Here is a 25,339-nt window from a genome sequence, read left to right on the forward strand (position 1 = left end):
ATGCTGCCGTGAGCGTCTTGCTTTTCGGGGTTTCGCACCGCAGTGCGCCGGTCTCCGTCCTGGAACAACTCAGCATCGACGAGTCCGATCAGGGCAAGATCGTCGACCGGGTGCTGCAGTCGCCACTGGTGACCGAGGCGATGGTGCTGTCGACATGCAACCGGGTCGAGGTCTACGCGGTGGTGGACGCGTTCCACGGCGGGTTGGCGGTGATCGGGCAGGTGCTGTCGGAGCAGTCGGGCATGTCGATGGCCGATCTCACCAAGTATGCGTATGTCCGATACAGCGAGGCCGCCGTCGAGCACCTGTTCGCGGTCGCCAGCGGCCTGGATTCCGCGGTGGTCGGCGAGCAGCAGGTGCTCGGCCAGGTCCGTCGCGCCTACGCCAGCGCCGAGACCAACCGCACCGTGGGGCGGATATTGCACGAGCTGGCGCAGCGGGCGTTGTCGGTGGGCAAGCGGGTGCATTCCGAAACCGCCATCGACGCCGCGGGCGCCTCGGTGGTTTCCGTCGCGCTCAACATGGCCGAACGCCGCCTGGGCGGACTGTCGGGCAAGACCGCGGTCCTGGTCGGCGCCGGAGCGATGGGCGCGCTGGCCGCGGGACACCTCGCTCGCGCCGGCATCGGGCACGTGCACGTGGTCAACCGGTCGTTGTCCCGGGGCCAGCGTCTGGTCCGCAAGATCCGCGACGCCGGTGTGCGGGCCGACGCCGTGGGCTTGGACCGCCTGGCCGACACTCTGGCCGGCGCCGACGTCGTCGTCAGCTGTACCGGTGCGGTGACGCCGGTGATCTCGCTGGCCGACGTGCACCACGCGCTGGCCGCCGCGCACCGCGACGAAGAGACGCGCCCCCTGGTGATCTGCGACCTGGGCATGCCGCGCGACGTCGATCCGGCGGTGGCCGGACTGCCCGGCGTCTGGGTCGTCGACGTGGACCGCGTGCAGCATGAACCCTCGGCGCACGCCGCGGCCGCGGACGTCGACGCCGCCCGCACCATCGTCGCCACCGAGGTTGCTGCATATCTGGCCGGACAGCGGATGGCCGAAGTGACACCGACGGTCACGGCGCTGCGCCAGCGCGCCGCCGACGTGGTCGAGGCGGAACTGCTGCGTCTCGACAACCGGCTGCCCGGGCTCGAGAGCGCCCAGCGCGAAGAGGTGGCGCGCACCGTGCGACGCGTGGTGGACAAGCTGCTGCACGCGCCGACAGTGCGGATCAAACAGCTCGCCAGCGCACCCGGCGGTGACAGCTACGCCGAAGCGCTGCGCGAACTCTTCGAACTCGACCAGACCGCTGTCGATGCCGTGGCCGCAGGCGAATTGCCAGTCATCGCAAACGGATTCGACGCGGGCAACCCGCAGCAAACCGCCGAGTAGGCGATCGGCGAACGTGATCCGGATAGGTACCCGGGGCAGCCTGCTGGCCACCACCCAGGCCGGGGTCGTCAGAGACGCGTTGATCGCGTTGGGACACCCGGCGGAACTGGTGACGATCAGCACGGAAGGCGACCGCTCGTCGGCGCCCATCGAGTCCCTCGGGGTGGGTGTCTTCACCACCGCACTGCGCGAGGCCATGGAAGAGGGGCGTGTCGACGCCGCAGTGCACTCCCACAAGGACCTGCCGACCGCCGACGACCCAAGGTTTGCTGTGGCGGCCATACCGGTACGCAACGACCCGCGTGACGCGGTGGTGGCGCGGGACGGGCTGGTGCTCGCGGAGTTGCCGGCCGGTTCGCTGGTGGGCACCTCGTCGCCGCGGCGGGCCGCGCAGCTTAGAGCATTGGGTCTCGGTTTGGAAATCCGCCCCCTACGAGGCAACCTAGATACCAGGTTGAACAGGGTAAGCAGTGGTGATCTCGACGCGATCGTGGTGGCCCGGGCGGGACTCGCCCGGATCGGTCGCCTCGACGATGTCACCGAGACGCTAGAGCCGGTGCAGATGTTGCCAGCACCGGCTCAGGGCGCGCTCGCCGTCGAATGCCGTGCCGGTGACAGCCGGTTGGCGGCAGTGCTGGCGGAACTGGACGACGCCGACACGCGCGCGTCGGTCACCGCGGAGCGAGCCCTGCTGGCCGAACTGGAGGCCGGTTGTTCCGCACCGGTGGGCGCGATCGCCGAAGTGGTCGAGTCCATCGATGAGGAGGGCCGGATCTTCGAAGAGCTGTCGCTGCGCGGTTGCGTGGCGGCGCTGGACGGGTCCGACGTGATCCGCGCGTCCGGTATCGGCAGTCCCGATCGGGCACGAGAGCTTGGGCTTTCGGTGGCCGCGGAACTGTTCGAGCTGGGCGCCCGAGAGCTGATGAGCGAAGCGCGGCAAGACCCGGCGCGAGGAAATTAATTGCGAGTTACGTGGGAGCGACAATGACGACGCGAGGGCGTAAGCCGACACCCGGCCGCATCACGTACGTGGGCTCCGGCCCGGGTGACCCGGGATTGCTGACGACCCGGGCCGCCACGGTGCTGGCGAACGCCGCTTTGGTGTTCACCGATCCGGACGTGCCTGAGCCGGTGCTGGCCCTGATCGGCAAGGACCTGCCGCCGGTTTCCGGCCCGGCCCCGGCCGAGGCGGCCGCCCCGAACGGCGACGGCGGCGCCGTCCAGGGCAAGGCGCAACCCGCGGTGATATCCGGCGGTCCCGATATCCGCCCGGCGCTGGGCGACCCCGCCGAGGTGGCCAAGACGCTGACCGCCGAGGCGAAGACGGGCGTCGACGTGGTGCGGCTGGTGGCGGGCGACCCGCTGACGGTCGACGCGGTCATCACCGAGGTGAACGCCATCGCGCGCAGCCACCTGCACATCGAGATCGTGCCCGGGCTGGCCCCCAGCGATGCCGTCCCGACATACGCGGGGTTGCCGCTGGGCTCCTCGCACACGGTCGCCGACGTGCGTGACCCACATGTGGATTGGGAGGCGCTGGCCGCGGCGCCCGGTCCGCTGATTCTGCAGGCCACGTCGTCGCATCTGGCCGACGCCGCGCGCACCCTGATCGAGCACGAGCTGGCCGAGAACACCCCGTGCGTGGTGACCGCGCACGGCACCACCTGTCAGCAGCGTTCCATCGAAACCACGCTGCACGGCTTGACCGACTCGGCGGTGCTGGGCGGCACCGACCCCGCCGGTCCGCTGACCGGCCCGCTGGTGGTGACCATCGGCAAGACGGTCGCCAGCCGCGCGAAGCTGAACTGGTGGGAGAGCCGCGCGCTGTACGGCTGGTCCGTGTTGGTGCCGCGCACCAAGGATCAGGCCGGCGAGATGAGCGAGCGCCTGACCTCCTACGGCGCGCTGCCGATCGAGGTGCCGACCATCGCCGTCGAGCCGCCGCGCAGCCCGGCCCAGATGGAAAGGGCCGTCAAGGGATTGGTCGACGGCCGCTTCCAGTGGGTGGTGTTCACCTCTACCAACGCGGTGCGTGCGGTGTGGGAGAAGTTCGGCGAGTTCGGTCTGGACGCGCGCGCTTTCTCCGGAGTGAAGATCGCGTGTGTGGGCGAGTCGACCGCCGACCGGGTCCGGGCGTTCGGGATCAGCCCCGAACTGGTGCCGGCCGGTGAACAGTCCTCGTTGGGCCTGCTCGACGACTTCCCGCCCTACGACAGCATTTTCGACCCGGTCAATCGGGTTCTGCTGCCGCGGGCCGACATCGCCACCGAGACGCTGGCCGAGGGTCTGCGCGAACGGGGCTGGGAGATCGAGGATGTCACCGCCTACCGGACGGTGCGGGCCGCCCCGCCGCCGGCGGAGACCCGGGAAATGATCAAGACCGGTGGATTCGACGCGGTCTGCTTCACGTCCAGCTCGACGGTGCGAAACCTGGTCGGCATCGCCGGCAAGCCGCACGCGCGGACGATCATCGCGTGCATCGGTCCCAAGACCGCTGAAACCGCAGCCGAATTCGGCCTGCGGGTGGATGTCCAGCCCGAGACCGCCGCGGTTGGCCCGCTGGTGGACGCGCTGGCCGAACACGCCGCGCGGTTGCGCGCCGAGGGTGCGCTGCCACCGCCGCGCAAAAAGAGCCGCAGGCGCTAGCTGTGGCCTACCCGCGGCAGCGCCCGCGTCGGCTCCGCACCACCCCGGCCTTGCGTCGTCTGGTGGCGCAAACATCCTTGGAGCCAAGGCATTTGGTGCTGCCGATGTTCGTCGCCGACGGCATCGACGAACCGCGGCCCATCGGTTCCATGCCGGGCGTGGTGCAGCACACCCGTGATTCGTTGCGCAGCGCGGCCGCCGCTGCGGTCGCCGCCGGGGTGGGCGGGCTGATGCTGTTCGGCGTGCCCCGCGAGCAGGACAAGGATTCGATCGGGTCGACCGGGACCGACCCCGACGGCATCCTCAATGTCGCCCTGCGGGACTTGGCCAAGGACCTCGGCGACGCCACCGTATTGATGGCCGACACCTGCCTGGACGAATTCACCGACCACGGTCACTGCGGCGTCCTGGACGACCGGGGCCGGGTCGACAACGACGCCACCGTGGCGCGGTACGTGGAACTCGCTGTGGCCCAAGCTGAATCGGGTGCTCACGTGGTGGGGCCGAGCGGCATGATGGATGGACAGGTGGGGGCGATTCGCGACGGATTGGACGCGTCAGGCTTCACCGATGTGGCGATCCTTGCCTACGCCGCCAAATTCGCCTCGGTGTTCTACGGCCCGTTTCGTGAGGCGGTCAGTTCCAGCCTCTCCGGCGACCGGCGCACCTATCAGCAGGAGTCAGGCAACGCCCGGGAGGCGCTGCGCGAGATCGAGCTCGATCTTGACGAGGGTGCCGACATCGTGATGGTCAAGCCGGCGATGAGTTATCTCGACGTGGTCGCGGCCGCGGCACACGTGTCGCCCGTTCCGGTCGCCGCCTATCAAGTGTCGGGGGAGTACGCGATGATTTGCGCTGCCGCCGCGAACAATTGGATCGACGAGCGCGCCGCGGCGCTGGAGTCGCTGACCAGCATCCGGCGCGCCGGAGCCGACATCGTTCTCACCTATTGGGCCGCGGATGCGGCAGGGTGGCTCTCGTGAGATGGGGCTTGCGATGACTACCGACAGCGACGCCGCGCCCAAGCCGTTGTTCTACGAACCCGGCGCCAGCTGGTGGTGGTTGGCGTGCGGCCCGGCCGCGGCGGCAGCCATGGTCCTGATCGAAATCTGGAGCGGTGCACCGGTGTCGCTGGTGGTGCCCGCGATCTTCCTGGTGATGGTATCGGCGTTCCTGGGGATACAGGTGAAGGCCGCACGGATCCACGTCTCGGTCGAGCTCACCGAAGACGCCCTGCGCCAGGGCACCGAAACGATTCTGGTTCGCGAAATCGTCAAGGTGTATCCCGAGCCCGACGACCGCGAAGCCTCCGAGAAAGAGGTGGCGAGGTGGCAGTCGGCCCGGGCGCTCGGCGAACTGGTCGGAGTGCCGCGCGGACGCGTCGGCATCGGTCTCAAACTCACCAACCAGCGCACGGCCCAGGCGTGGGCACGCCGTCATCGTCAGCTGAGAGCCGCGCTGACCCCGCTGGTCCAGGAGCGGGTGGAGCCCACCCCATCGATCGACGGGGACCGGGACGACGACGCCGGGACGGCCCAGTGAACCCCCGCTACCGCGCAGCGCTCGAGCTCGGCCTGGCCTGCGTCGCGCTCATCTGCTCGGCACTGAGCTGGTGGCACTCGCATCACACGGTGACGGTGGCTCCCATCGCGAACGGGGAGCCCGCCACCACGTCGCTGACCTACGACCCACAGCTGCTGCTGCTGACGCTGGTGCTGGTGACGAGCGCCGGGGTGCTGGCGGTCATCGCGGCTGCCAGGCTGCGGCGCGCGCGACTATAGCGGCTTCTTGACCAGCGGCAGCGCCATCCGGCGGCGCAGCGCGATGGCCTCCGCACGATCCTGCAGGGCCTCGTGAACCGAGCGCATGATCGGAAAGTTCGCGTCATGACCGGTGTCGTCCAGCACCTGGGTCACCGCTGAGCTGGCGACCAGGGTCCAATCCACCCCCGCGGCGCGACAATCGGCGTCGAACGCGTACAGCAGCGAGATACCGGTCTCAGCAAATCCGTTGACGTCGGCCACGTCGAGCACGACAGGGTTTTCTCCGAGGGTGAAACGCGCAATGTGATCGCTGATGCGGTCGACGTTCACATCGGTTATTTCGCCGCGAATGTGCACGACCGTCGCGAGGTGGCGATGGTGCGCCCGGACCTGCGCGCCCGCGCAGTCAAACACGCAGTTGTCGTGGCCGGTCTGGCTGCCTGCGATCGTCATGCGGACCCCTCACTCTCCGTGGCGCTCGCGCCGTCTTCGGCGGTGCTTGGACGCTCGCCAAAGGACGTTTCCGACGCTAGGCGCCAAGCATAAGGAGACCGAAAGCCGTGTCTAACGCTTTGCTAAGAAACATTTGCGGGCCGGCCGGGATATTGCGCTGAGCAAACGCTTAGCGCGATATCGAGCAAAGGGAATACCCCGAATCCGGTGTGCCACACCACGACCGTCCCCGCATGGCGGCGATCGCGCTGCTAGGCTGCCAAGGCTGCCGGTTGCTGGTCGGTGCTTTCACTCGGCGAGATTTTCCACTCAATCGGAGTGCAGGACGAAACAGCAGGATTCGGACGGGAAGAGCAGCGTGCGGGGCGTAGAGATCAGGGGCGAGATCACGGCCCTGACGGGGCTCCGTATCGTCGCCGCGGTCTGGGTGGTGCTTTTCCACTTCCGGCCGATGCTCGGCGATGTGTCCACCGACTTCCGCGACGCTCTCGCGCCGGTGCTGAATTGCGGCGCGCAGGGCGTCGACCTCTTCTTCATCCTCAGCGGGTTCGTGCTGACGTACAACTACCTCGATCGCATGGGGCGATCCTGGTCGACCCGCGCGACCCTGCATTTCCTGTGGCTGCGACTGGCCCGGGTGTGGCCGGTGTACCTGGTCACGCTGCACCTCGCCGCCCTGTGGGTGATCTTCACCCTGCACGTCGGCCATGTGCCGTCGCCGGATGCCGCGCAGCTCACCGCGATCAGCTATGTGCGCCAGATCCTGTTGGTGCAGTTGTGGTTCGTGCCGTTCTTCGACGACTCGAGTTGGGACGGCCCGGCCTGGTCGATCAGCGCGGAATGGCTGGCCTATGTGCTGTTCGCCGTCTTGGTGCTGGTCTTGTTGCGGATGAAACAGGCGACCAGGGCGCGCAGCCTGATGGTCCTGGCATTCGCGGCATCGCTGCCGCCGGTGTTGATGTTGCTCGCCAGCGGCCACTTCTACACGCCGTGGAGTTGGCTGCCGCGAATCGTCACGCAGTTCACGGCGGGAGCGCTGGCCTGTGCCGCCGTACGCAGGCTGCGGCTCAGCGACCGTGGCCGCCGCGTCGCGGGATACGTCTCCCTGCTACTCCTGGCCGCGATGGTGGGCGTGCTGTATTGGTTTGGCGCGCACCCGATATCGGGAGTGGTGGAGAACGACAGCGGCGGCGTCGTCGACGTGTTGTTCGTTCCGCTGGTCATCTCGCTGGCCATCGGGCTCGGCAGCCTGCCGAGGGTCCTGTCGGCGCGGGTGATGGTGTACGGCGGCAAGATCTCGTTCTGCCTGTACATGGTGCATGAGCTGGTGCACACCGCCTGGGGTTGGGCCGTGGAGCAATTCGAGCTCAACACCTCCGAGGACCCATGGAAATGGAACGTCATCGGCCTGCTGGCGATTGCCCTAATCGCCTCGGTGCTGCTGTATCACGGCGTCGAAGAGCCCGCCCGCCGCTGGATGCGCAAGATGGTCGATGTCAGAGCCGTCACCGCGACAAGCGATCCCGGCGAGTCGGGCAGTAAGCTGCTTCCGATCGACCGTCCGCTGGAAGCGGTTTCGGCCCGCGCGGTGTGACGGCCGCCTCAGCGGCCGGCCGCGACTCCCGGGGAATACTTGATGAGGACTCGGCGGCACCCGACTATGCCGTCGACAGTGGAGGTGAGAGTGAGTCGTCTGGCCACCTTTCTCATTGGGTTGAGTTTTCTGGCGGGCGTGGGCATCGCATGTCCGGCGCAGGTGCGCACCTACGAGACACTGACGCTCGACTTTCGGCTGAATCATGTCGCGGTGGTGGGGGATTCGTACACTACCGGGACCAGTGAGGGCGGGCTGGGATCGAGATCGTGGCCGTCGCGCGCCTGGCAGGTGCTCAGTTCGCGGGGCTCGCGAATCTCAGGCAGTGTGGCGGCCGAGGGCAGGGCCGGCTATGCCACCCCGGGCGACCACGGCAGCGTCTTCGAGGATCTGACGGCCCGGGCGGTCCAGCCCGACGATGCGCTGGTGGTGTTCTTCGGCTCCCGCAACGACCAGGGTGTCGATCCCGGGACGCTGACCGTGAAGACCAACGCCGCTTTGGATCTGGGGCGCCGGCTGGCCCCCGCGGCGCGGTTGCTGGTGATCGGACCGCCGTGGCCGACCGCCGACGTGCCGCCGTCGATGTTCTTGATTCGCGACGTCCTCGCCGGCGCCGCCGGGGCGGCGGGGGCGACGTTCATCGACCCGATCGCCGAGCATTGGTTCGTCGGCCGGCCCGACCTGATCGGTGCCGATGGGGTGCATCCGAACGATGCGGGCCATCAGTACATGGCGGACAAGATCGCGCCCCTCATCCGGTCGCAGCTGTCGACCTGACTCAGGGCGGGCCCGCCGGGGTGGCCGAGCCGAAACCGCCGCGCGGCAACGAGTTTCGAACTCAGTCGTCCGCGTGCCGCTCGTAGTCCCAGCGCTCCAAGCGGTCCTGGACGTGGAGGAACCCGATTCCGGCGAAGGGCGCGGCTACTGCGACGCAGACCAGCAATAGCGGTGACATGACCCGAAAACCTCCAAAAGTCCTTCACTGATCTGACGTTGGTCAGCCACGAGAAGTTCATTCACAACTCATCCCTTCGCCAGGGCGCGGTCGGCGAGCGCGCCCATCAGCGGCGCCACCAACCGCGCGTATTCGGTTGTCACATGGTTGTCGTCGCGGAACACTAGGGTGTTGCCGACGATGATCGGGCAGCGGTCGGGCGTGCAGAACATGTCGGTCAGGTCGGCGTAGTGGCCCCCGCTGCGGACCGTCACCGCCTGCTCAGCGGCGATCCCGTCGCCGTCTACTGCGTCGGATTTGGTTGGCGTACAGACGCTTACGTCGTCGAGGTGGGCGGACAGGCACGTCGGCGCGGACGCATGCGGGTCGGGGGCGGGTCCCAACACGAGGACGGTCGCGCCGGTGCGGCGCAACTGCGCCACGGTGCGTCCCACGGTGTCGATCCATGCCGGGTCGTAGGAGGTGAAGCCGAAGTCTGCGCCGTAGCGCCGGCTCATGTCCAACACGATCAGGCGCGGGTGTTCGGCGTTCATCCGATCCATGATCTGCGCGCGCCACTGCTCGCATTCGGTGTATTCGCGGCCCAGGTACGGGCTCACGATGTGCAGGTCTTGCAGCGGGCAGGTGACCTTGGCCAGCGTCTCCAGCCGCCAGTGCCGCTGCTCGGCGAGTTCTTCGAAGGCGGGATTCCACATGGCGGCGTGCGAGTCACCGATCAGCGCGACGGTGGTCGGCGAGGCGGTGTCACCGGTGGCGCACTCGCTTTGTCCGACGTCGCGCCAGGACCGCACGCAGCCGTTGACGAACACGGCGGCCTTGTCGGCGGGCGCCTTGGCCAGCGGCGGGTCCAGGTTCGACGGGACGGCTCGCAGGCCGACGGCCGCGGCGAGCGCCTCGCGGGCTTGATCGAACGCGTGACGAACCGCCGCTTCCTGGGGGCTGATGGCCGGGATGCTGGTCGGAGACGCCGCGGTGATGTTGGCGCGTGGGGCCGCCACCCCGTGGCCCACCGGCGCGGGGATGACGTTGAGCAGCAACATGCACGCGCACGCGGTGGCGGCACTGGCGCCGCCCGCCACGACCAGGCTGACCTTCGCCGACCGGCGCAGCGCCGCGGCGAAGCGGCCGGGGTTCTCCACCAGATGCAGCGTGATGACGGCGAGCCCGGCGGAGACGGCCGTCGCGCTCAGCCGGGCCGGTAGCCCCGCCGGCTCCCCGAGCAGCGCGGGCATCAGCAACAGCACCGGCCAGTGCCACAAATACCACGAGTAGGAGATGCGGCCGATCGCGCGCATCGCCGGGCGACACAGCAAGCGACCGGGCCCCAGCCCGCCGGTGACGGCGCCGCCGCCGATGATGAGCGCGGTGCCCAGCACGGGCAGCAGCGCCTCGGTGCCGGGATACGGGGTGTGGGAGTCGAGTTGGGTGCAGGTGAGCAGGATCAGCGCCAAACCGCCCCACCCGGCGATCGAGGCGGTCCGCACCGACAGCCGGCGCCACTGCTGAAGCGACAGCGCCACCAGGCCACCGGCGGCCAGCTCCCAGGCGCGGGTGGGCAGCGAGAAGAACGCCCACGACGGCGAGATGCGGGTCCACAGCGCGCCCGCCGTCAACGACGCCACGGCGACGACGGCGAGGATCACCGCATACGGCGTCATGCGCGTCGCGGCTCCGCGAAGCCGCGGGATGCGCCCGGCCGACCACGCGACCGCGATGATCAGCACCGGCCACACCAGGTAGAACTGCTCTTCCACCCCCAGGGACCAGTAGTGCTGGAAGGGCGATGGGGCGTCGGAGCCCAGGTAGTCGGTGCCGCGCACCGCAAACCGGTAGTTGCCGACATACAGGGCGCTGGCGACGCCGTCGAGAAACACGCTGCGCGCCTGCAGCGGGGGCAGCACCGCGGCCGCGCCGATCGCGGTGCTGGTGCCGACGATGGCCGCGGCCGGCAGCAGCCGCCGGGCGCGGGCTCCGTAAAACCGGCCCAGCGCAACGGTATTCGTGGTGCTCGCCTCGCGGAAAAGCAACCCGGTGATCAGGAAGCCGGAGATGACGAAGAAGACGTCCACACCGATGTAGCCGCCGGTGATTCCCGGGATGCCCGCGTGGTAGAGCACGACCGCGATCACGGCGACGGCGCGCAGCCCCTCGATGTCGGGCCGGAAGCCCCTTCGAGAAGTACGCCGCCCCAACTGGTGTGGGGTGCCGGCGACCGATTCCTCCCGAAGTGTCATCTGGCTCCGCTAGGTCGCCATCCAGGCAAGCTCACCGGGCAACTGGCTGCGCCAGTAGGCGACGTCGTGTCCGCCGAGGGAGAAACTGCCCGCCGGCTGGGTCTTCAACTGATAGACGAATTGCTTTGTGGCGAAATAGAAACGGTCGAAGTTGCCGCAGTCCACCCGCAGCGGAATCGAATTCAGCGCGGGCAGGCCCAGCACGCTGTTCTGCACGAAGTCGTCGTTGCTGTCGAACGCCCCGGGCGCGCTCAGCGGATACGAGGTGTACAACGCCGGGCTGATCGCGCAGATGCCGGCCGTCCGCGCCGGCCCCAGTTTGGCCCCCAGGCGCAGCGCGCCGTATCCGCCCATCGACCACCCCATGAAACCGACCCGGGAGGTATCGAAACCCATGGTGGACAGCATCGGCAGCAACTCGTCGAGCACCATGGCACCGGAGTCCTCGCCGGAAGTCCTTTTGTGCCAATAGGTGTTGCCGCCGTCGACGCCGACGACCGCGAACGGCGGCTTGCCCTCCTTGGCCAGCTGGGCGAGCCCGTCCGGGACGCCCATGTCGACCATCTGGTTGGCGTCGCCGTCCATCCCGTGCAGTGCGATCACCGGGCGCAGCGCCCCGGTCTGGCCCGGCGGCATGGCGATCACGTAATTCGTCTTGATGCCCCCGCGGGCCGCCGACACGAACGACCCGGTGAGCCGGGTCGGCAGGGTCTTGCCCGCCGCCGACGGCTCGAACGGCGCGGGAGCCTGCGGCCATGTCGCGGCGCGCGAAGCGGCCGGAGCCAGCAGCGAGCTGAAGGTGAGCACGCCGGCGGCTCCGAGGCTGGCACCGGCGCCCATCCGGAGCACCGCTCGGCGTGTGAGGTCAGGCATGATCGCAATGATGCCGCGCTGAGCGGGGATTACCCGCCGAGCCACGCCGTATTGGAAGCATTGTGTGATCTGGCGTGACCTTTCGGTCACGCAGCGGTGATCCTTTCGGCCACCGCCCGGCGCCGAGTTGCGCCTGTCGCACCGGATCGTAGTCATCGTAGCGCCGATTCCGCCGGTTGCCGCGCGCCGAATCATTGCGATCGTATTGCCTTCCGGGACAGCGGGAGACGCGGCCACGCGGCCCGTCCTGCGCGGCGCCTCGCCGTGCGGTCAGGCGCGCGCGGCCGTCGGGCGCCGCGGTGTAGGCGGCGTCCCGCCCGGGATGCAATCTCGCAGGTTCCAACCCTCGCCCGCCGGCGCCGCTTTGAGAAGGATGGAGCCTTTAGTGCTCAGAGGCGAAAGAGGATGGTGCATTGAGTCTCGCGTTTCATTGGTTTCTGCCGACCTACGGCGATTCGCGGAATCTGGTCGCGGGCGGGCACGGCACGGCGATGTCCGGCGACCGGCCGGCAACCCTGAAGTATCTGCACCAGATCTGCGCGGCCGCCGAGGACAACGGTTTCGACGCCGTCCTCACGCCCACCGGCCTGTGGTGTGAGGATGCGTGGCTGACGACGGCGATGCTGGTCGAATCGACCGAGACATTGAAGTTTTTGGTCGCGTTCCGTCCCGGCATGCTGAGTCCGACCCTGGCCGCCCAGATGGCCGGCACCTTCCAGCGGCACTCCGAGGGCCGGCTGCTGCTCAACGTGGTCACCGGCGGTGAACCGCACGAGCAACGGGCCTACGGTGATTTCCTGGACAAGGAGGCGCGCTACGCGCGCACCGCAGAGTTCTTGCATGTGGTGCGCCAGCTGTGGACCTCCAAGGAGCCGGTATCCTTTGCCGGAGAACACATTCAGGTGCAGGACGCACAGCTGAACAACCCGCCGGACCCGATACCGGCAGTGTTCTTCGGCGGGTCCTCGGCAGCCGCCGGACCGGTGGCGGCCAAGCACTCCGATGTGTATCTCACCTGGGGTGAGCCGCTGACCGCGGTGGCCAAGAAGCTCGACTGGATTCGCGGGCTCGCCGTCGATGCCGGCCGTATCCTGCAGTACGGCTTACGGATTCACGTCATCAGCCGCGATACGGCCGCCGAGGCGTGGGCCGAGGCTGACCGGTTGCTGGCCGCGATCGACCCGGCCGACGTCGAACGCGTGCAGGCCAGCCTGGCGCGCAGCGAATCCGAAGGCCAGCGCCGCATGCTGGACCTGCACGGCGGCGACAGCAGCAAATTGCTGGTGGCGCCCAACCTGTGGGCCGGGGTGGGGCTGGTTCGCGGGGGAGCGGGCACCGCGCTGGTCGGGTCGCATGCCGAAGTCGCCGAGCGGCTGGCCGAATACGCCAAATTGGGCATCAGACACTTCATCCTGTCGGGATATCCGCATTTGGAAGAGGCCTACTGGTTCGGTGAGGGCGTCCTGCCGTTGCTCGAACGGATGGGTTTGTGGCGGCACCCCAACCGCCAGTCGCACCCGGCAGCGGCGACGCCGTTCGCGGTCGCCTCGGCGCACTGACGGCCATGGCCGCAACCTTGCCGGCGTCGGTTCCCGACGCCGGGATCGCCACCGGGCTGGCCGACGCGGTCGACGAACCCGCCGAGCAGCAGCGCCGGCGGCTGCGCATCGTCGTCGCGGCGAGCCTGCTGGGCACCACGGTCGAGTGGTACGACTTCTTCCTGTATGCCACCGCGGCCGGCCTGGTGTTCAACAAGCTGTTCTTTCCCAACGAGAGTTCCTTGGTGGGAACGCTATTGGCGTTCGCAACCTTCGCCGTCGGGTTCGTCATGCGGCCCATCGGGGGTCTGGTGTTCGGCCACATCGGCGACCGTATCGGTCGCAAGCGCAGCCTCGCGCTGACCATGCTCATCATGGGCGGCGCGACGGCACTGATCGGTGCATTGCCGACGGCGGCCCAGATCGGGGCGTGGGCGCCGGTGCTGCTGCTGGTCTTGCGCGTGCTGCAGGGTTTCGCGCTCGGCGGTGAGTGGGGCGGGGCGGTACTGCTGGCCGTCGAGCACAGCCCCGGCGACCGGCGCGGCCGCTTCGGGGCGATTCCGCAGATCGGTTTGGCGCTCGGATTGGCCTTGGGCACCGGCATATTCGCCGTTCTGCAAGTCGTCTTGGGGCCGGCGCGGTTTCTCTCCTACGGCTGGCGCGTCGGCTTCCTGCTGAGCGTGCTGCTGGTCGTGATCGGCATCGTGGTCCGGCTGCGGGTCGACGAGACACCGGCGTTCCGCGAGTTGCAGGACCTGCAGACCGCGTCCACCGTGCCGATCCGCGACATCGTCCGCGAGCCGCGCTCCCGGCGCAACACGGTGCTGGGCCTGCTGTCGCGATGGGCCGAGGGCTCGGCGTTCAACACCTGGGGCGTCTTCGCCATCAGTTACGCCACCGGCGCCCTGGGGTTGAACCGGGTTTCGGTGCTTGTGGTGGTGACGATCGCCGCCCTGGTGATGGCGGTGCTGCTGCCGGTATCGGGACGCTTGACCGAGCGCTTCGGTCCGCGGCGGGTGTACCTGGCCGGCATCGCCTGCTACGGCCTGGCGGCCTTTCCGGCGTTCGCTTTGTTCGGCACCAAAAACCTGGTGTGGTTCGGGCTGGCGATGATCGTCGTGTTCGGCGCGGTGCACGCGCTGTTCTATGGCGCGCAGGGCACGCTGTATTCCGCGCTGTATCCCACGAATACGCGCTACACCGGATTGTCGTTCGTCTACCAGGTCTCGGGAATCTACGCCTCCGGCGTCACGCCGATGATCCTGACCGCGCTGATCGCGGCGCTCGGCGGTGCGCCGTGGCTGGCATGCGGGTACCTGGTTGCGACGGCGGTGATCAGTGTGGTCGCCACTGCTTTGATTCGCGATCGAGACCTCTACCTGTAAGTCGTTGTTGCTGCGGGTCCCAAAGCCGGATAGCGTCCGGGCATGGGTGTCAATCCGCAACTACGCCAAGGGTTGTCGCAGCGGCAGCTCAGCATGATCGCGCTCGGGGGCGTGATCGGTGCCGGACTGTTCGTCGGGTCGGGCGTGGTGATCAAGGACACCGGCCCGGCGGCGTTCCTCACCTACGCCCTTTGCGGTCTGCTCATCGTCCTGGTGATGCGGATGCTCGGTGAGATGGCGGCCGCGAACCCGTCGACCGGATCGTTCGCCGACTACGCGGCCAAGGCCCTGGGCGGCTGGGCGGGATTCTCCGTCGCGTGGCTTTATTGGTATTTCTGGGTGATCGTGGTGGGCTTCGAGGCGGTCGCCGGCGGGAAGGTGCTCAACTACTGGTTCCATGCGCCGCTATGGCTGCTGTCGCTGTGCCTGATGGTGTTGATGACCGCGACCAACCTGTTCTCGGTGTCGTCCTTTGGCGAATTCGAATTCTGGTTCGCCGGAATCAAAGTCGCGACGATCGTGATCTTCCTGATCGTGGGCACGGCGTACGTTCTGGGGTTGGTGCCCGGCCATCGTGGGGGCCTGACCAATCTGCAGGCACACGGCGGGTTCTTTCCCCACGGCGTGGGTGCGGTGTTCGCCGCCATCGTGGTGGTGATCTTTTCCATGGTCGGCGCCGAGATCGTCACCGTCGCCGCCGCGGAAAGCCGCGACCCCGAGCTCGCGGTCCAGAAGGCGACCCGATCGGTGGTGGCCCGCATCGGGATCTTCTTCGTCGGTTCGGTCTTCCTGCTCGCGGCGCTGTTGCCTTGCGATTCCGTGGAACTCGGCGCCTCGCCGTACGTCGCCGCGCTCAAACACCTGGGGCTTCCCGGCGCGGACCAGGTGATGAACGCCGTCGTGCTGACCGCGGTGCTGTCCTGCCTGAATTCCGGTCTGTACACCGCGTCGCGCATGCTGTTCGTGCTCGCCGAGCGCGGTGAAGCGCCGACCCGATTGGTCAAACTCAGCGGGCGCGGCGTGCCCCACTTCGCGATCCTGTGTTCGTCGGCGGTCGGGTTCTTGTGCGTCATCATGGCCCGCGTCGCGCCGAACACGGTGTTCCTCTTCCTGCTCAACTCGTCGGGCGCCATCATCTTGTTCGTCTATTGGCTGATCGCGTGCTCGCAGATCATCCTGCGCCGCCGGACACCCGCCGAAAAGCTGACGGTGAAGATGTGGTTCTACCCGGTGTTGTCCATCCTCACTTTGACCGGAATCACCGCCGTGCTGGTGCAAATGGCGTTCGACCACACCGCGCGCAGCCAGCTGTGGCTCAGCCTGCTGTCCTGGGCGGTGGTGATCGGGGTGTACTTCCTCGCGCGATCGCGCGGCCGGACTCCCTCTCAGACGCGCTAGCCAATTCCGAACTCGCACATGAGGAATGACCGTTCCGGTGCCGATGTGGCGCCGTGACGCACATCCAGTCAGCTCCATCGCCGTTCGATCGACTTGATCAGCGCGGTCAGCGTCGCGTTCACCGGCGCCGCGACCCCCACCCGGGCGCCCTGGCGCGGGACCGCGCCGTTGATGACGTCGATCTCGCTGACCCGGCGCGCCTCGTGGTCCAGCAGGGCCGACGGTTTGGCGTCGGGCATCTGCGCGCCGAAGGCGCGGACGTGTTCGACCGCATCGGTGACGGCGACGGCGATGCCCGACGCCCGCGCGACGGTCCACGCCTCCGTCGCGGCCGCCTGGCTGACCGGCGCCATCTCCGGGTCGTCCATCACCTGCCCGACGGTCATGCCGGTCAGCGCGCACGGGGCGCTGTAGGCGGCGTTGCAGATGAGCTTCTCCCACTGCATGGCCGCGATGTCGGTGACCGCGGCCGCATCGAATCCGGCGGCCGTCCACGCGCGGGCGATCGTTTCGACGGTCGAGTGCGGCAGCGACGAATACGCGCCGAACCGCATCGCCTTCATGGCGTTGTGCCGGACATGTCCGGGGGCCACGGTCGCCGCGCCGAATCCGCTGGCGATTCCGACCGCGACCCGCTCCTCGCCGACGATGCCCGCCACCGTCTCCGCCGATCCCAGGCCGTTCTGGATGGTCAGCACCGGCGTGGCCGGACCCAGCATCGAAAGGGCTTGTCGCGCAACGGCTTTCACGTCGGCCGCCTTGACGGCGAGCACGATCAGGTCCATCGCCTCGTCCGGCGCGGTGGTGCTCGCCCGCAGTGCCACCACCTGGTCGTAGCCCGGGCCGGTGACCCGCAGCCCGTGCCGGGCGATCTGGTCGATGCCGGCCCGATGGCGGTCCACGGCCAGCACCTCGTTGCCTGCCGCCGCCAGCCTCGCGGCATAGATGGAACCCATGGCACCGCAACCGATTACGGCGATCTTCATCCGCGCCACCTCCCGTCGGTCAGCTCGGCGATCAGTTCGGCCAGCCCCGCCTTCTGCTCGAGCCCGAAGCCCGCGGCGTCGGTCGGCGAGACCCGGCCCGTTGACAGCGCGCACCCGTCGGAGTAGCCGCCGAACGGGGCGAAGACGCCGGGGTAGGCCTCGCATCCGCCCAGGCCCAGCCCGGCCGCGACATGCAGGTTGATCAGGTGGCCGCCGTGTGGGAACGCGAAGCGGCGATCAAAGCCATGCGACGCCGCGACGTCGAGCATCCGGATGTATTCGGTCAGGCCGTAGCTCAGGCCCGGATCCATTTGGAAGACATCATGATTGGGCCGCATTCCGCCGTGACGCAGCAGATTGGTCACATCCTGGACCGAGAACAGGTTTTCCCCCGTGGCCACCGCTCCGTCGTAGCACTCCGCCACCGCCCGGTTGAGCGCGTAATCGAGGGGATCGCCCGGCTCTTCGTACCAGCGCAGGCCGTAGGGGGCCAGCGCGTTCGCCCAGCGGGTTGCCTCGGTCCGGCCGAACCGGCCGTTGGCGTCCACAGCGACTCGCCCCGCGTCGCCGACGATGTCGACGACGGCATCGATCCGCGCGAGGTCCTCGGTCAACGCGGCTCCGCCGATCTTCACCTTGACCGCGTCATAGCCGGCGTCGAGGTACCCCCGTATTTCCGCGCGCAACCGCTCGACGCCGCCGTCGGCGTAGTAGTAGCCACCGGCGGCGTACACCGGCACCGACGGCGCGGGGTCGCGTCCGGCGTGGCGGGCGATGGTCACGCAGGCCGGCTCGTCGCGCAGTTTCGCGTTCAAGTCCCAGCAGGCCAGTTCCAGCGCGGCCGCGGCCGCCGCCCGATCGCCATGACCGCCGGGCTTCTCGTCGGTGAGCGCGCACGCCAGAACCGCCGCGGGGTCGAGGTATCCGGAGGGGTCCAGCAGCACATCGGGAGACGCCGCGAGCAGCCTCGGGATCATCCGGTCGCGCAGGATTCCACTCTGGGCGAACCGGCCGATCGAATCGAAAGCCACGCCCACCACGGGCCGCCCGTGCCGGATCACATCGGTGACGACTGCGACCAGCGAGACCGTGTGGTGGGAGAAGTCGACCACCGCGTTGGCCGGACCGCCGCGTGGCCCGCCGGCGAGGGCGACCGCCCGCTCGACGATCGCCGCGATCCGCATGGTGTCAGGAAGTCCGCGTGAGCAGTACCGCTTGCTCGAACGGCAGCCGGGCGAAAACCCGTCGCACCCCGCGTGTTACGTACGCCGCCGCCTCGTCCCTGGTGACCACGCGCGGATCCGCGATGTCGATGGTCTTGCCCTTGCTGCGCAGCCGGCCACCGCCCGCCGCCTTCAGGTTCTTCAGCCAATCCCGGTCGGGGCCGTAGGTCAGCACGATGGCCACCCCGGGTTTGCCGTTGACCTCGGTGTTGAACACGTTCACCGGTGTTCGGTACGTCTTGCCCGAGCGGCGTCCAACATGCTCGACGATCCCGAACGGCGGGAGCCAACCGGCCCACATCCGCTGAATCGGGTTGGTGACGTGACGGTTGAACCGGGCGAGCCCTTCTGGGAGTTGCATACCGCTATCCAACTCGCAGGCGCGGGACGAGGACAACCCCGCCTCGGCGCATCAATCGGTCTACTGTCGTCTCATGGGAGAGGCAGCGGGTAACGAGGCCGCCCAGCGCGCCGAGGAGCTGCTGCGCCGGGGGCAGGAGCTGTCCGCGGGCCAGGCCGTCACCGCGGACGACGTGGAGCGTGCCGCCGAGCACGCCGAGCAATCCAGCCTGCGCGACCAGGCGGCCCATCAACGCTCGGTCCAGCGTCACTACGAAGCCGGTGCCGCGCACGAGCGCGCCGCCGAAGTCGCGGAACGAGCCGTCGCCGAGGGCCTCGGCGATGTCGCCGCGCACCGGCGGACGGCGGCAAAAGAACGCGAGGCCGCGCGCCGCAACTTCATCGCGGCGCAGGAAGCCGGCCAGCAGGACGCCGACTAACCAGCGCGCCGCCCACTCATAGCACGTTCTGCTACACCCTGTAGTGGAACGTGCCGCGCGGGCTGGGACACTGGTCGTCATGGGAAGCAGTGATCAGGCGACCGCGCGCGCCACCGGGGTCCCCAGGGCCACGGCGTCGTCGGCCCGGTTGTTCGAGGACGCCTGCGCCGTCATTCCCGGTGGCGTGAACTCCCCGGTCCGGGCGTTCAGCGCGGTGGGCGGGACGCCGCCGTTCATCACCGAGGCGCGCGGCTGCCACCTGACCGACGCCGACGGCAACCGCTACGTGGACCTGGTCTGCTCGTGGGGCCCGATGATCCTGGGTCACGCGCACCCTGCCGTCGTCGAGGCCGTCACCAAGGCCGCCGCGTCGGGCCTGTCCTTCGGGGCGCCCACACCGGCCGAGAGCGAGCTGGCCGCCGAGATGATCGGGCGGGTCGCGCCGGTCGAGCGGGTTCGGCTGGTCAATTCCGGCACCGAGGCCACCATGAGCGCGGTCCGGCTGGCCCGCGGCTTCACCGGCCGGGCCAAGGTCATCAAGTTCTCCGGCTGCTACCACGGCCACGTCGATGCGCTGCTCGCCGACGCGGGCTCCGGGGTGGCGACGCTCGGGCTGCCGTCCTCGCCGGGAGTCACGGGCGCGACGGCGGCCGACACAATCGTGTTGCCCTACAACGACATCGACGCCGTGCGGCAGAGCTTCGCCCGGTTCGGCGAGCAGATCGCGGCGGTGATCACGGAGGCCAGCCCGGGCAACATGGGCGTGGTCCCGCCCGCACCCGGCTACAACGCGGCGCTGCGCGCGATCACCGCCGAGCACGGCGCGCTGCTGATCATCGACGAGGTGATGACCGGCTTCCGGGTGAGCCGAAGCGGTTGGTACGGAATCGATCCCGTCGAGGCCGACCTGTTCACCTTCGGCAAGGTGATGAGCGGCGGCCTGCCGGCGGCCGCGTTCGGCGGCCGGGCCGACGTGATGGAGCGGCTGGCCCCGCTGGGGCCGGTGTATCAGGCGGGCACGCTCTCGGGTAACCCGGTCGCGATGGCCGCCGGGCTGGCCACCCTGCGCAACGCCGACGCCGCCGCCTACGCCACCCTGGACGCCAACGCCGATCGCCTGGCCGGGCTGTTCTCCGAGTCGCTCACGAATGCCGGTGTGCCGCATCAGATTCCGCGGGCCGGCAACATGCTCAGCGTGTTCTTCTCCGAAACCCCGGTGACGGACTTCGCGTCCGCGCGGGCCACCCAGACGTGGCGCTACCCGCCGTTCTTCCACGCGTTGCTGGACGCGGGCGTCTACCCGCCGTGCAGCGCCTTCGAGGCGTGGTTCGTTTCGACCGCGCTCGACGACGGCGCGTTCGACCGGATCGCCGACGCCCTGCCCGCCGCGGCCAGGGCCGCCGCCCAAGCCGAGGAGGGGAAGTCCTGATGGCCGAGCGCACCCGGGTGCACGTCGTGCGGCACGGGGAGGTGTACAACCCGAGCGGCATCCTCTACGGGCGGCTGCCCGGATTTCACCTCTCCGACAACGGCAGAGCGCAAGCTGCCGCGGTGGCCGACGCGCTGGCTCACCGCGACATCGCCGCGGTGATCGCCTCGCCACTGGAACGGGCCCAGGAGACCGCCGCGCCCATCGCCGCCGAGCACGGCCTGGCCGTGGACGCCGACCCGGATCTGATCGAATCGGCCAACTTCTTCCAGGGCAAACGGGTCAGCCCGGGTGACGGCGCCTGGCGCGACCCGCGGGTGTGGTGGCAGCTGCGCAACCCGTTCCGGCCGTCCTGGGGTGAGCCGTACGCCGAGATCGCAGCCCGGATGCAGACGGCGGTGGACAAGGCCCGCGCCCGCGGCGCCGGCCACGAGGTGGTGTGCGTCAGCCACCAACTGCCGGTGTGGACGCTGCGGCTACACGCGACGGGCCGCCGGCTGTGGCACGACCCGCGGCGGCGGCAGTGCGGGCTCGCGTCGGTGACGACGCTGGTCTACGACGGCGACCGGCTGCTCGACGTCGAGTACAGCGAACCGGCGGCGCCTTGACCGCGCGACGACAGGCGATGGCCGGGGCCGTGCTGGCGGCGGCCCTGCTGCCCGGCCTGGTCGCCGGTTGCTCCTCGGGCCACGACGCCGTCGCCCAGGGCGGCACCTTCGAGTTCGTCTCGCCCGGCGGCAAGACCGACATCTACTACGACCCGCCGTCGCGCCGCGGCCGGCCCGGCCCGCTGGCCGGACCCGACCTGGCCGACCCGGCGCACACGCTGTCGCTGGACGACCCGATCTTCGCCGGCCGGGTCGTGGTCATCAACATCTGGGGGCAGTGGTGCGGGCCGTGCCGGGCCGAGGTCACCCAGCTGCAGCAGGTGTACGACGCCACCCGCGGCGCCGGGGTGTCCTTCCTCGGCATCGACGTCCGGGACAACAACCGCCAAGCGGCGCTGGACTTCGTCAACGACCGCGCGGTGACGTTCCCGTCCATCTACGACCCGCCGATGCGCACCTTGATCGCGTTCGGCGGCAAATACCCCACCACCGTGATCCCGTCCACGCTGGTCCTGGACCGCCAGCACCGCGTCGCGGCGGTCTTCCTGCGCGAACTGCTGGCGTCCGACCTGCGGCCGGTGGTGCAACGACTGGCCGGCGAGGCCTCGCCGACCCCGGTCGGCCAGGCGGCGCCGTGACGGGCTCGAGCCGGCGATGACCGGATTCACCCAGCTCGCCGCCGCCGGCCCGCTCCTGGTGGCCCTCGGCGCCTGCCTGCTGGCGGGGCTGGTGTCGTTCGCCTCGCCGTGCGTGGTGCCGCTGGTGCCCGGCTACCTGTCGTATCTGGCCGCGGTCGTCGGCGTGGACGAACAGCCGCCGGCGGGTGCGGTTAAAGCCCCGCCGGGCGCCCGCTGGCGCGTCGCGGGATCGGCGGCGTTGTTCGTCGCCGGCTTCACCACCGTGTTCGTGCTCGGCACCGTCGCCGTCCTCGGCATGACGACCACGCTGATCACCAACCAGCTGCTGCTGCAACGGGCCGGGGGAGTGCTGACCATCGTCATGGGCCTGGTGTTCGTGGGCCTCATCCCGGCCCTGCAGCGCCAGGCCCGGTTCAGTCCGCGCCAGCTGACCACGGTCGCCGGGGCGCCGCTGCTGGGTGCGGTGTTCGCCCTGGGCTGGACGCCGTGCCTGGGGCCCACGCTGGCCGGTGTGATCACCGTCGCCTCGGCCACCGACGGCGCGAGCGTGGCCCGCGGCATCGTCTTGGTGATCGCGTATTGCCTGGGCCTGGGCATCCCGTTCGTGTTGCTGGCGTTCGGCTCGGCGGGCGCGGTGGGCGGCCTGGGCTGGCTGCGCCGGCACACCCGGGCCATCCAGATCTTCGGCGGCATCTTGCTGATCACCGTCGGCGCGCTGCTGGTCACCGGCGTCTGGAATGACTTCGTCGCGTGGCTGCGCGACGCGTTCGTGTCCGACGTGAGGTTGCCGATTTGAGGCACGTCGTCGCAGGGCTTGTTCAAAAAGGCCGCAACACCTGGCGCGCACTGACCTCGATGGGCACCGCGCTGGTGCTGTTGTTCCTGCTCGCGCTCGGCGCGATCCCGGGGGCGCTGCTGCCGCAGCGCAGCCTCAACGCCGGCAAGGTCGACGACTACCTGAAAGCCCACCCGGTGATCGGGCCGTGGCTGGATCGGTTGCAGGCCTTCAACGTCTTCTCCAGTTTCTGGTTCACCGCCATCTACGTGCTGCTGTTCGTATCGCTGGTCGGCTGCCTCACCCCGCGGATGATCGAGCACGTCCGCAGCCTGCGGTCCACCCCGGTGGCCGCGCCGCGCAACCTGGCCCGGCTGCCCAAGTACTCGCGCCGGCAGATCCAGGCCGGCGCCGACGAGCTGAACGCCCTGGCGAACACGCTGGCCGCGCAGCTGCGCGGGTGGCGCACCGCGATCCGGCATCAGGACGACACCGTCGAGGTGTCCGCCGAGAGAGGCTACCTGCGCGAGTTCGGCAACATCGTCTTCCACTTCTCCCTGCTGGGCCTGCTGGTCGCGGTGGCCGTCGGCAAGCTCTTCGGCTACGAGGGCAACGTCATCGTCATCGCCGACGGCGGCCCCGGCTTCTGTTCGGCCTCGCCGGCCGCGTTCGATTCGTTCCGGGCCGGCAACACGGTCGACGGCACCTCGCTGCACCCCCTGTGCATCCGGGTCGACGACTTCGTGGCGCACTATCTGCCGTCGGGGCAGGCCACGTCGTTCGCGGCGAACATCGACTACCAGTCCGGCAGGGACCTGACCGCGAACACCTGGCGCCACTACCAGCTGGAGGTCAACCACCCGCTGCGGCTCGGCGGCGACCGGGTTTACCTGCAGGGACACGGCTACGCACCCACCTTCAGCGTCACCTTCCCGGACGGGCAGATCCGCACGGCGACGGTGCAGTGGCGGCCCGACAATCCGCAAACCCTGCTGTCGTCGGGTGTGGTGCGCATCGATCCACCCGCCGGCAGCTATCCCAGCCCCGCGGAGCGCCGCAACCACGAGATCGCCATCCAGGGACTGCTGGCCCCGACCGAGCAGCTCGAGGGCACGCTGCTGTCCTCGCGGTTCCCGGCGCTGGACGCCCCGGCCGTGGCCGTCGACATCTATCGCGGTGACACCGGGCTGGACACCGGGCGGCCGCAGTCGCTGTTCACGCTGGATCCCCGCCTGATCGAGCAACACCGGTTGACCAAGGAGAAGCGGGTCAATCTGCGGGCGGGTCAATCGGTCCGGATCGACCAGGGGCCGGCGACCGGCACCGTGGTCCGCTTCGACGGCGCCGTCCCGTTCGTCAACCTGCAGGTCTCGCACGACCCCGGGCAGGCCTGGGTGCTGGTCTTCGCGATCACGATGATGGGCGGTCTGGTGGTGTCGCTGCTGGTGCGCCGCCGCCGGGTGTGGGTCCGTCTGACGCCCGACGCCGGCGGGTCGCCCGGTACGGTGAACGTCGAACTGGGCGGCCTCGCGCGCACCGACAACTCCGGTTGGGGCGACGAGTTCGAACGGCTGTCCGAGCGGCTGGTCTCCGGCGTCGCTCGCGCCGAGCCGCCCACTGCGTCCGACGGCGACGCGACACCCGCAGCGTCCAAGAGGAGTTCTGAGGTGGACGTCAAATGAATACCGTGCACGTCAACGTCGAGCTGGCGCGCTACTCCGACTGGGCGTTCACGTCGGCGGTGGTGGCGCTGGTGATCGCGCTGCTGTTGCTGGCCTTCGAGCTGGCCTACGCCGGCGGGCGCCGCGCGGATCAGCGGGCCCGGGTCTTGGCCGGCGCCGTCAGCGCCGACTCCGCCACCCCCGGCGTGGTGGACGAGGCGGCCCAGCGCCCGATCGACGAGCGTGTCGGCCGGGCCGGGCTGTCCGTGGTCTACCTGGGCACCGGACTGCTGCTGGCCTGCCTGGTGCTGCGCGGCCTGGCCACCCTGCGGGTGCCGTGGGGCAACATGTACGAGTTCATCAACCTGACCTGCCTGTGCGGGTTGATCGCCGGGGCGATCGTGCTGCGCCGCCCGCAATACCGCCCGCTGTGGGTGTTCTTGCTGCTGCCGGTGTTGATCCTGCTCACCGTGTCCGGTCGGTGGCTCTACACCAACGCCGCGCCGGTGATGCCCGCCCTGCAGTCCTACTGGCTGCCGATCCATGTGTCGGTGGTCAGCCTCGGCTCGGGGGTGTTCCTGGTCGCCGGCATCGCCAGCATCCTGTTCCTGCTGCGGACGTCGCCGCTGGCAGAGCCCGACCGCACCGAGCGCAGCGCGCTGAGCCGGCTGATACAGCGGTTCCCTGACGCGCAGACGCTGGACCGCATCGCCTATCGGACGACGATTTTCGCCTTTCCGGTGTTCGGTTTCGGCGTCATCTTCGGTGCGATCTGGGCCGAGGAGGCGTGGGGCAGATATTGGGGCTGGGATCCGAAAGAGACTGTGTCCTTTGTCGCGTGGGTGATTTACGCCGCGTACCTGCACGCCAGGTCGACTGCGGGATGGCGGGACAGGAAGGCCGCCTGGATCAACGTCGCGGGGTTTGTGGCCATGGTCTTCAACTTGTTCTTCGTTAACCTGGTCACTGTGGGCCTGCATTCGTATGCGGGCGTCGGGTGACGGTGCTCAACCGGCCCAAGC

24 protein-coding genes are annotated in these 25,339 nt (G+C 69.2%); 18 read left to right on the top strand and 6 right to left on the bottom strand.

From position 1 onward, the window contains the following. Positions 1–8: 8 nt before the first annotated feature. Genes AC5Y30_RS10430 through AC5Y30_RS10455 form a run of 6 tightly spaced genes read left to right on the top strand, consistent with a single transcriptional unit; the run spans position 9 to position 5,806 of the window. Entirely contained in the window at positions 9–1,379 is a 1,371-nt protein-coding gene (locus AC5Y30_RS10430) for a glutamyl-tRNA reductase (RefSeq protein WP_499918056.1), read from the top strand. A 13-nt stretch (positions 1,380–1,392) separates the two neighbouring features. Further along, positions 1,393–2,340, top strand: coding sequence for a hydroxymethylbilane synthase (gene hemC, locus AC5Y30_RS10435; protein WP_499918057.1), 948 nt, complete (start codon positions 1,393–1,395; stop codon positions 2,338–2,340). 23 nt (positions 2,341–2,363) lie between these two features. After that, positions 2,364–4,025 (top strand): bifunctional uroporphyrinogen-III C-methyltransferase/uroporphyrinogen-III synthase, encoded by a 1,662-nt coding sequence (locus AC5Y30_RS10440; protein ID WP_499918058.1) that lies wholly within the window; start codon positions 2,364–2,366, stop codon positions 4,023–4,025. Positions 4,026–4,027: 2 nt separating this feature from the next. Beyond that, positions 4,028–5,008, top strand: coding sequence for a porphobilinogen synthase (gene hemB, locus AC5Y30_RS10445; protein WP_499918059.1), 981 nt, complete (start codon positions 4,028–4,030; stop codon positions 5,006–5,008). Positions 5,009–5,021: 13 nt separating this feature from the next. After that, a complete protein-coding gene (gene mce1N, locus AC5Y30_RS10450) occupies positions 5,022–5,567 on the top strand; it encodes a transport-regulating membrane protein Mce1N (RefSeq protein ID WP_499918060.1) in 546 nt (181 codons plus the stop codon). Then, the gene (locus AC5Y30_RS10455) at positions 5,564–5,806 is read left to right on the top strand and encodes a hypothetical protein (protein WP_499918061.1); all 243 of its coding nucleotides are present in this window, start codon (positions 5,564–5,566) and stop codon (positions 5,804–5,806) included. The genes mce1N and AC5Y30_RS10455 overlap by 4 nt, the downstream gene beginning before the upstream one ends. Here the strand turns inward: AC5Y30_RS10455 and AC5Y30_RS10460 are convergent. Beyond that, entirely contained in the window at positions 5,801–6,241 is a 441-nt protein-coding gene (locus AC5Y30_RS10460; RefSeq protein WP_499918062.1) for an STAS domain-containing protein, read from the bottom strand. The two genes, AC5Y30_RS10455 and AC5Y30_RS10460, sit on opposite strands and share 6 nt — an antisense overlap. A gap of 358 nt (positions 6,242–6,599) precedes the next feature. On the opposite strand from AC5Y30_RS10460, the gene AC5Y30_RS10465 reads away from it, so the two are divergent. After that, on the top strand, positions 6,600–7,835 hold the full coding sequence (locus tag AC5Y30_RS10465; protein ID WP_499918063.1) for an acyltransferase family protein: 1,236 nt from the start codon (positions 6,600–6,602) through the stop codon (positions 7,833–7,835). Positions 7,836–7,925: 90 nt separating this feature from the next. Continuing rightward, positions 7,926–8,612: an Rv0518 family GDSL lipase gene (locus tag AC5Y30_RS10470; protein WP_499918064.1), complete on the top strand. Its 687-nt coding sequence runs from the start codon at positions 7,926–7,928 to the stop codon at positions 8,610–8,612. A gap of 246 nt (positions 8,613–8,858) precedes the next feature. Here AC5Y30_RS10470 and AC5Y30_RS10475 read toward each other — a convergent pair whose 3' ends face one another. Continuing rightward, a complete protein-coding gene (locus AC5Y30_RS10475; RefSeq protein ID WP_499918252.1) occupies positions 8,859–10,982 on the bottom strand; it encodes an acyltransferase family protein in 2,124 nt (707 codons plus the stop codon). A 51-nt stretch (positions 10,983–11,033) separates the two neighbouring features. Then, complete coding sequence (locus tag AC5Y30_RS10480) at positions 11,034–11,909, bottom strand: alpha/beta hydrolase (RefSeq protein ID WP_499918253.1); 876 nt, start codon at positions 11,907–11,909, stop codon at positions 11,034–11,036. A gap of 401 nt (positions 11,910–12,310) precedes the next feature. Between AC5Y30_RS10480 and AC5Y30_RS10485 the strand changes: the two genes are divergently transcribed. From AC5Y30_RS10485 to AC5Y30_RS10495, 3 genes are read left to right on the top strand one after another with little or no spacing between them, the layout of a single operon-like run. Beyond that, a complete protein-coding gene (locus AC5Y30_RS10485) occupies positions 12,311–13,456 on the top strand; it encodes an LLM class flavin-dependent oxidoreductase (RefSeq protein WP_499918065.1) in 1,146 nt (381 codons plus the stop codon). A gap of 5 nt (positions 13,457–13,461) precedes the next feature. Next, the gene (locus AC5Y30_RS10490) at positions 13,462–14,820 is read left to right on the top strand and encodes an MFS transporter (protein WP_499918066.1); all 1,359 of its coding nucleotides are present in this window, start codon (positions 13,462–13,464) and stop codon (positions 14,818–14,820) included. Between the two features lie 42 nt (positions 14,821–14,862). Continuing rightward, positions 14,863–16,218 carry an amino acid permease gene (locus AC5Y30_RS10495; RefSeq protein ID WP_499918067.1) on the top strand — a complete coding sequence of 452 codons (1,356 nt, stop codon included), beginning with the start codon at positions 14,863–14,865 and terminating at the stop codon, positions 16,216–16,218. A gap of 68 nt (positions 16,219–16,286) precedes the next feature. On the opposite strand, the gene AC5Y30_RS10500 is transcribed toward AC5Y30_RS10495, so the two are convergent. The 3 genes from AC5Y30_RS10500 to AC5Y30_RS10510 are packed head-to-tail and all read right to left on the bottom strand — an operon-like array spanning position 16,287 to position 18,788. Next, positions 16,287–17,204, bottom strand: coding sequence for a ketopantoate reductase family protein (locus tag AC5Y30_RS10500; RefSeq protein WP_499918068.1), 918 nt, complete (start codon positions 17,202–17,204; stop codon positions 16,287–16,289). Beyond that, positions 17,201–18,388: an enolase C-terminal domain-like protein gene (locus AC5Y30_RS10505; protein WP_499918069.1), complete on the bottom strand. Its 1,188-nt coding sequence runs from the start codon at positions 18,386–18,388 to the stop codon at positions 17,201–17,203. The genes AC5Y30_RS10500 and AC5Y30_RS10505 overlap by 4 nt, the downstream gene beginning before the upstream one ends. A 4-nt stretch (positions 18,389–18,392) precedes the next feature. Further along, the gene (locus AC5Y30_RS10510) at positions 18,393–18,788 is read right to left on the bottom strand and encodes a nitroreductase family deazaflavin-dependent oxidoreductase (RefSeq protein WP_499918070.1); all 396 of its coding nucleotides are present in this window, start codon (positions 18,786–18,788) and stop codon (positions 18,393–18,395) included. 73 nt (positions 18,789–18,861) lie between these two features. Between AC5Y30_RS10510 and AC5Y30_RS10515 the strand changes: the two genes are divergently transcribed. From AC5Y30_RS10515 to ccsB, 7 genes are all read left to right on the top strand, one after another. Further along, the gene (locus tag AC5Y30_RS10515) at positions 18,862–19,206 is read left to right on the top strand and encodes a hypothetical protein (RefSeq protein ID WP_499918071.1); all 345 of its coding nucleotides are present in this window, start codon (positions 18,862–18,864) and stop codon (positions 19,204–19,206) included. Between the two features lie 79 nt (positions 19,207–19,285). Continuing rightward, positions 19,286–20,635 (top strand): glutamate-1-semialdehyde 2,1-aminomutase, encoded by a 1,350-nt coding sequence (gene hemL, locus AC5Y30_RS10520; RefSeq protein WP_499918073.1) that lies wholly within the window; start codon positions 19,286–19,288, stop codon positions 20,633–20,635. Next, positions 20,635–21,243: a histidine phosphatase family protein gene (locus tag AC5Y30_RS10525; RefSeq protein ID WP_499918074.1), complete on the top strand. Its 609-nt coding sequence runs from the start codon at positions 20,635–20,637 to the stop codon at positions 21,241–21,243. Before hemL ends, AC5Y30_RS10525 begins: the two co-directional genes overlap by 1 nt. A 17-nt stretch (positions 21,244–21,260) precedes the next feature. After that, positions 21,261–21,881 (top strand): TlpA disulfide reductase family protein, encoded by a 621-nt coding sequence (locus AC5Y30_RS10530; protein ID WP_499918254.1) that lies wholly within the window; start codon positions 21,261–21,263, stop codon positions 21,879–21,881. 16 nt (positions 21,882–21,897) lie between these two features. Beyond that, positions 21,898–22,677, top strand: coding sequence for a cytochrome c biogenesis CcdA family protein (locus AC5Y30_RS10535; protein WP_499918075.1), 780 nt, complete (start codon positions 21,898–21,900; stop codon positions 22,675–22,677). Positions 22,678–22,736: 59 nt separating this feature from the next. Then, the gene (locus AC5Y30_RS10540; protein ID WP_499918255.1) at positions 22,737–24,338 is read left to right on the top strand and encodes a cytochrome c biogenesis protein ResB; all 1,602 of its coding nucleotides are present in this window, start codon (positions 22,737–22,739) and stop codon (positions 24,336–24,338) included. Beyond that, the gene (ccsB, locus tag AC5Y30_RS10545; protein WP_499918076.1) at positions 24,335–25,318 is read left to right on the top strand and encodes a c-type cytochrome biogenesis protein CcsB; all 984 of its coding nucleotides are present in this window, start codon (positions 24,335–24,337) and stop codon (positions 25,316–25,318) included. Before AC5Y30_RS10540 ends, ccsB begins: the two co-directional genes overlap by 4 nt. Positions 25,319–25,339: the final 21 nt, after the last annotated feature.

This window comes from Mycobacterium sp. NGS27 (assembly GCF_059813005.1).

Bases quoted from the DNA above. Each gene is read 5' to 3' on its own strand.
- AC5Y30_RS10440 (WP_499918058.1), top strand. From the start codon at position 2,364: ATGACGACGCGAGGGCGTAAGCCGACACCCGGCCGCATCACGTACGTG.
- mce1N (WP_499918060.1), top strand. From the start codon at position 5,022: ATGACTACCGACAGCGACGCCGCGCCCAAGCCGTTGTTCTACGAACCC.
- AC5Y30_RS10460 (WP_499918062.1), bottom strand. From the start codon at position 6,241: ATGACGATCGCAGGCAGCCAGACCGGCCACGACAACTGCGTGTTTGAC.
- AC5Y30_RS10490 (WP_499918066.1), top strand. From the start codon at position 13,462: ATGGCCGCAACCTTGCCGGCGTCGGTTCCCGACGCCGGGATCGCCACC.
- AC5Y30_RS10495 (WP_499918067.1), top strand. From the start codon at position 14,863: ATGGGTGTCAATCCGCAACTACGCCAAGGGTTGTCGCAGCGGCAGCTC.
- AC5Y30_RS10500 (WP_499918068.1), bottom strand. From the start codon at position 17,204: ATGAAGATCGCCGTAATCGGTTGCGGTGCCATGGGTTCCATCTATGCC.
- AC5Y30_RS10505 (WP_499918069.1), bottom strand. From the start codon at position 18,388: ATGCGGATCGCGGCGATCGTCGAGCGGGCGGTCGCCCTCGCCGGCGGG.
- AC5Y30_RS10510 (WP_499918070.1), bottom strand. From the start codon at position 18,788: ATGCAACTCCCAGAAGGGCTCGCCCGGTTCAACCGTCACGTCACCAAC.
- AC5Y30_RS10515 (WP_499918071.1), top strand. From the start codon at position 18,862: ATGGGAGAGGCAGCGGGTAACGAGGCCGCCCAGCGCGCCGAGGAGCTG.
- hemL (WP_499918073.1), top strand. From the start codon at position 19,286: ATGGGAAGCAGTGATCAGGCGACCGCGCGCGCCACCGGGGTCCCCAGG.
- AC5Y30_RS10525 (WP_499918074.1), top strand. From the start codon at position 20,635: ATGGCCGAGCGCACCCGGGTGCACGTCGTGCGGCACGGGGAGGTGTAC.
- AC5Y30_RS10530 (WP_499918254.1), top strand. From the start codon at position 21,261: ATGGCCGGGGCCGTGCTGGCGGCGGCCCTGCTGCCCGGCCTGGTCGCC.
- AC5Y30_RS10535 (WP_499918075.1), top strand. From the start codon at position 21,898: ATGACCGGATTCACCCAGCTCGCCGCCGCCGGCCCGCTCCTGGTGGCC.
- AC5Y30_RS10540 (WP_499918255.1), top strand. From the start codon at position 22,737: ATGGGCACCGCGCTGGTGCTGTTGTTCCTGCTCGCGCTCGGCGCGATC.
- ccsB (WP_499918076.1), top strand. From the start codon at position 24,335: ATGAATACCGTGCACGTCAACGTCGAGCTGGCGCGCTACTCCGACTGG.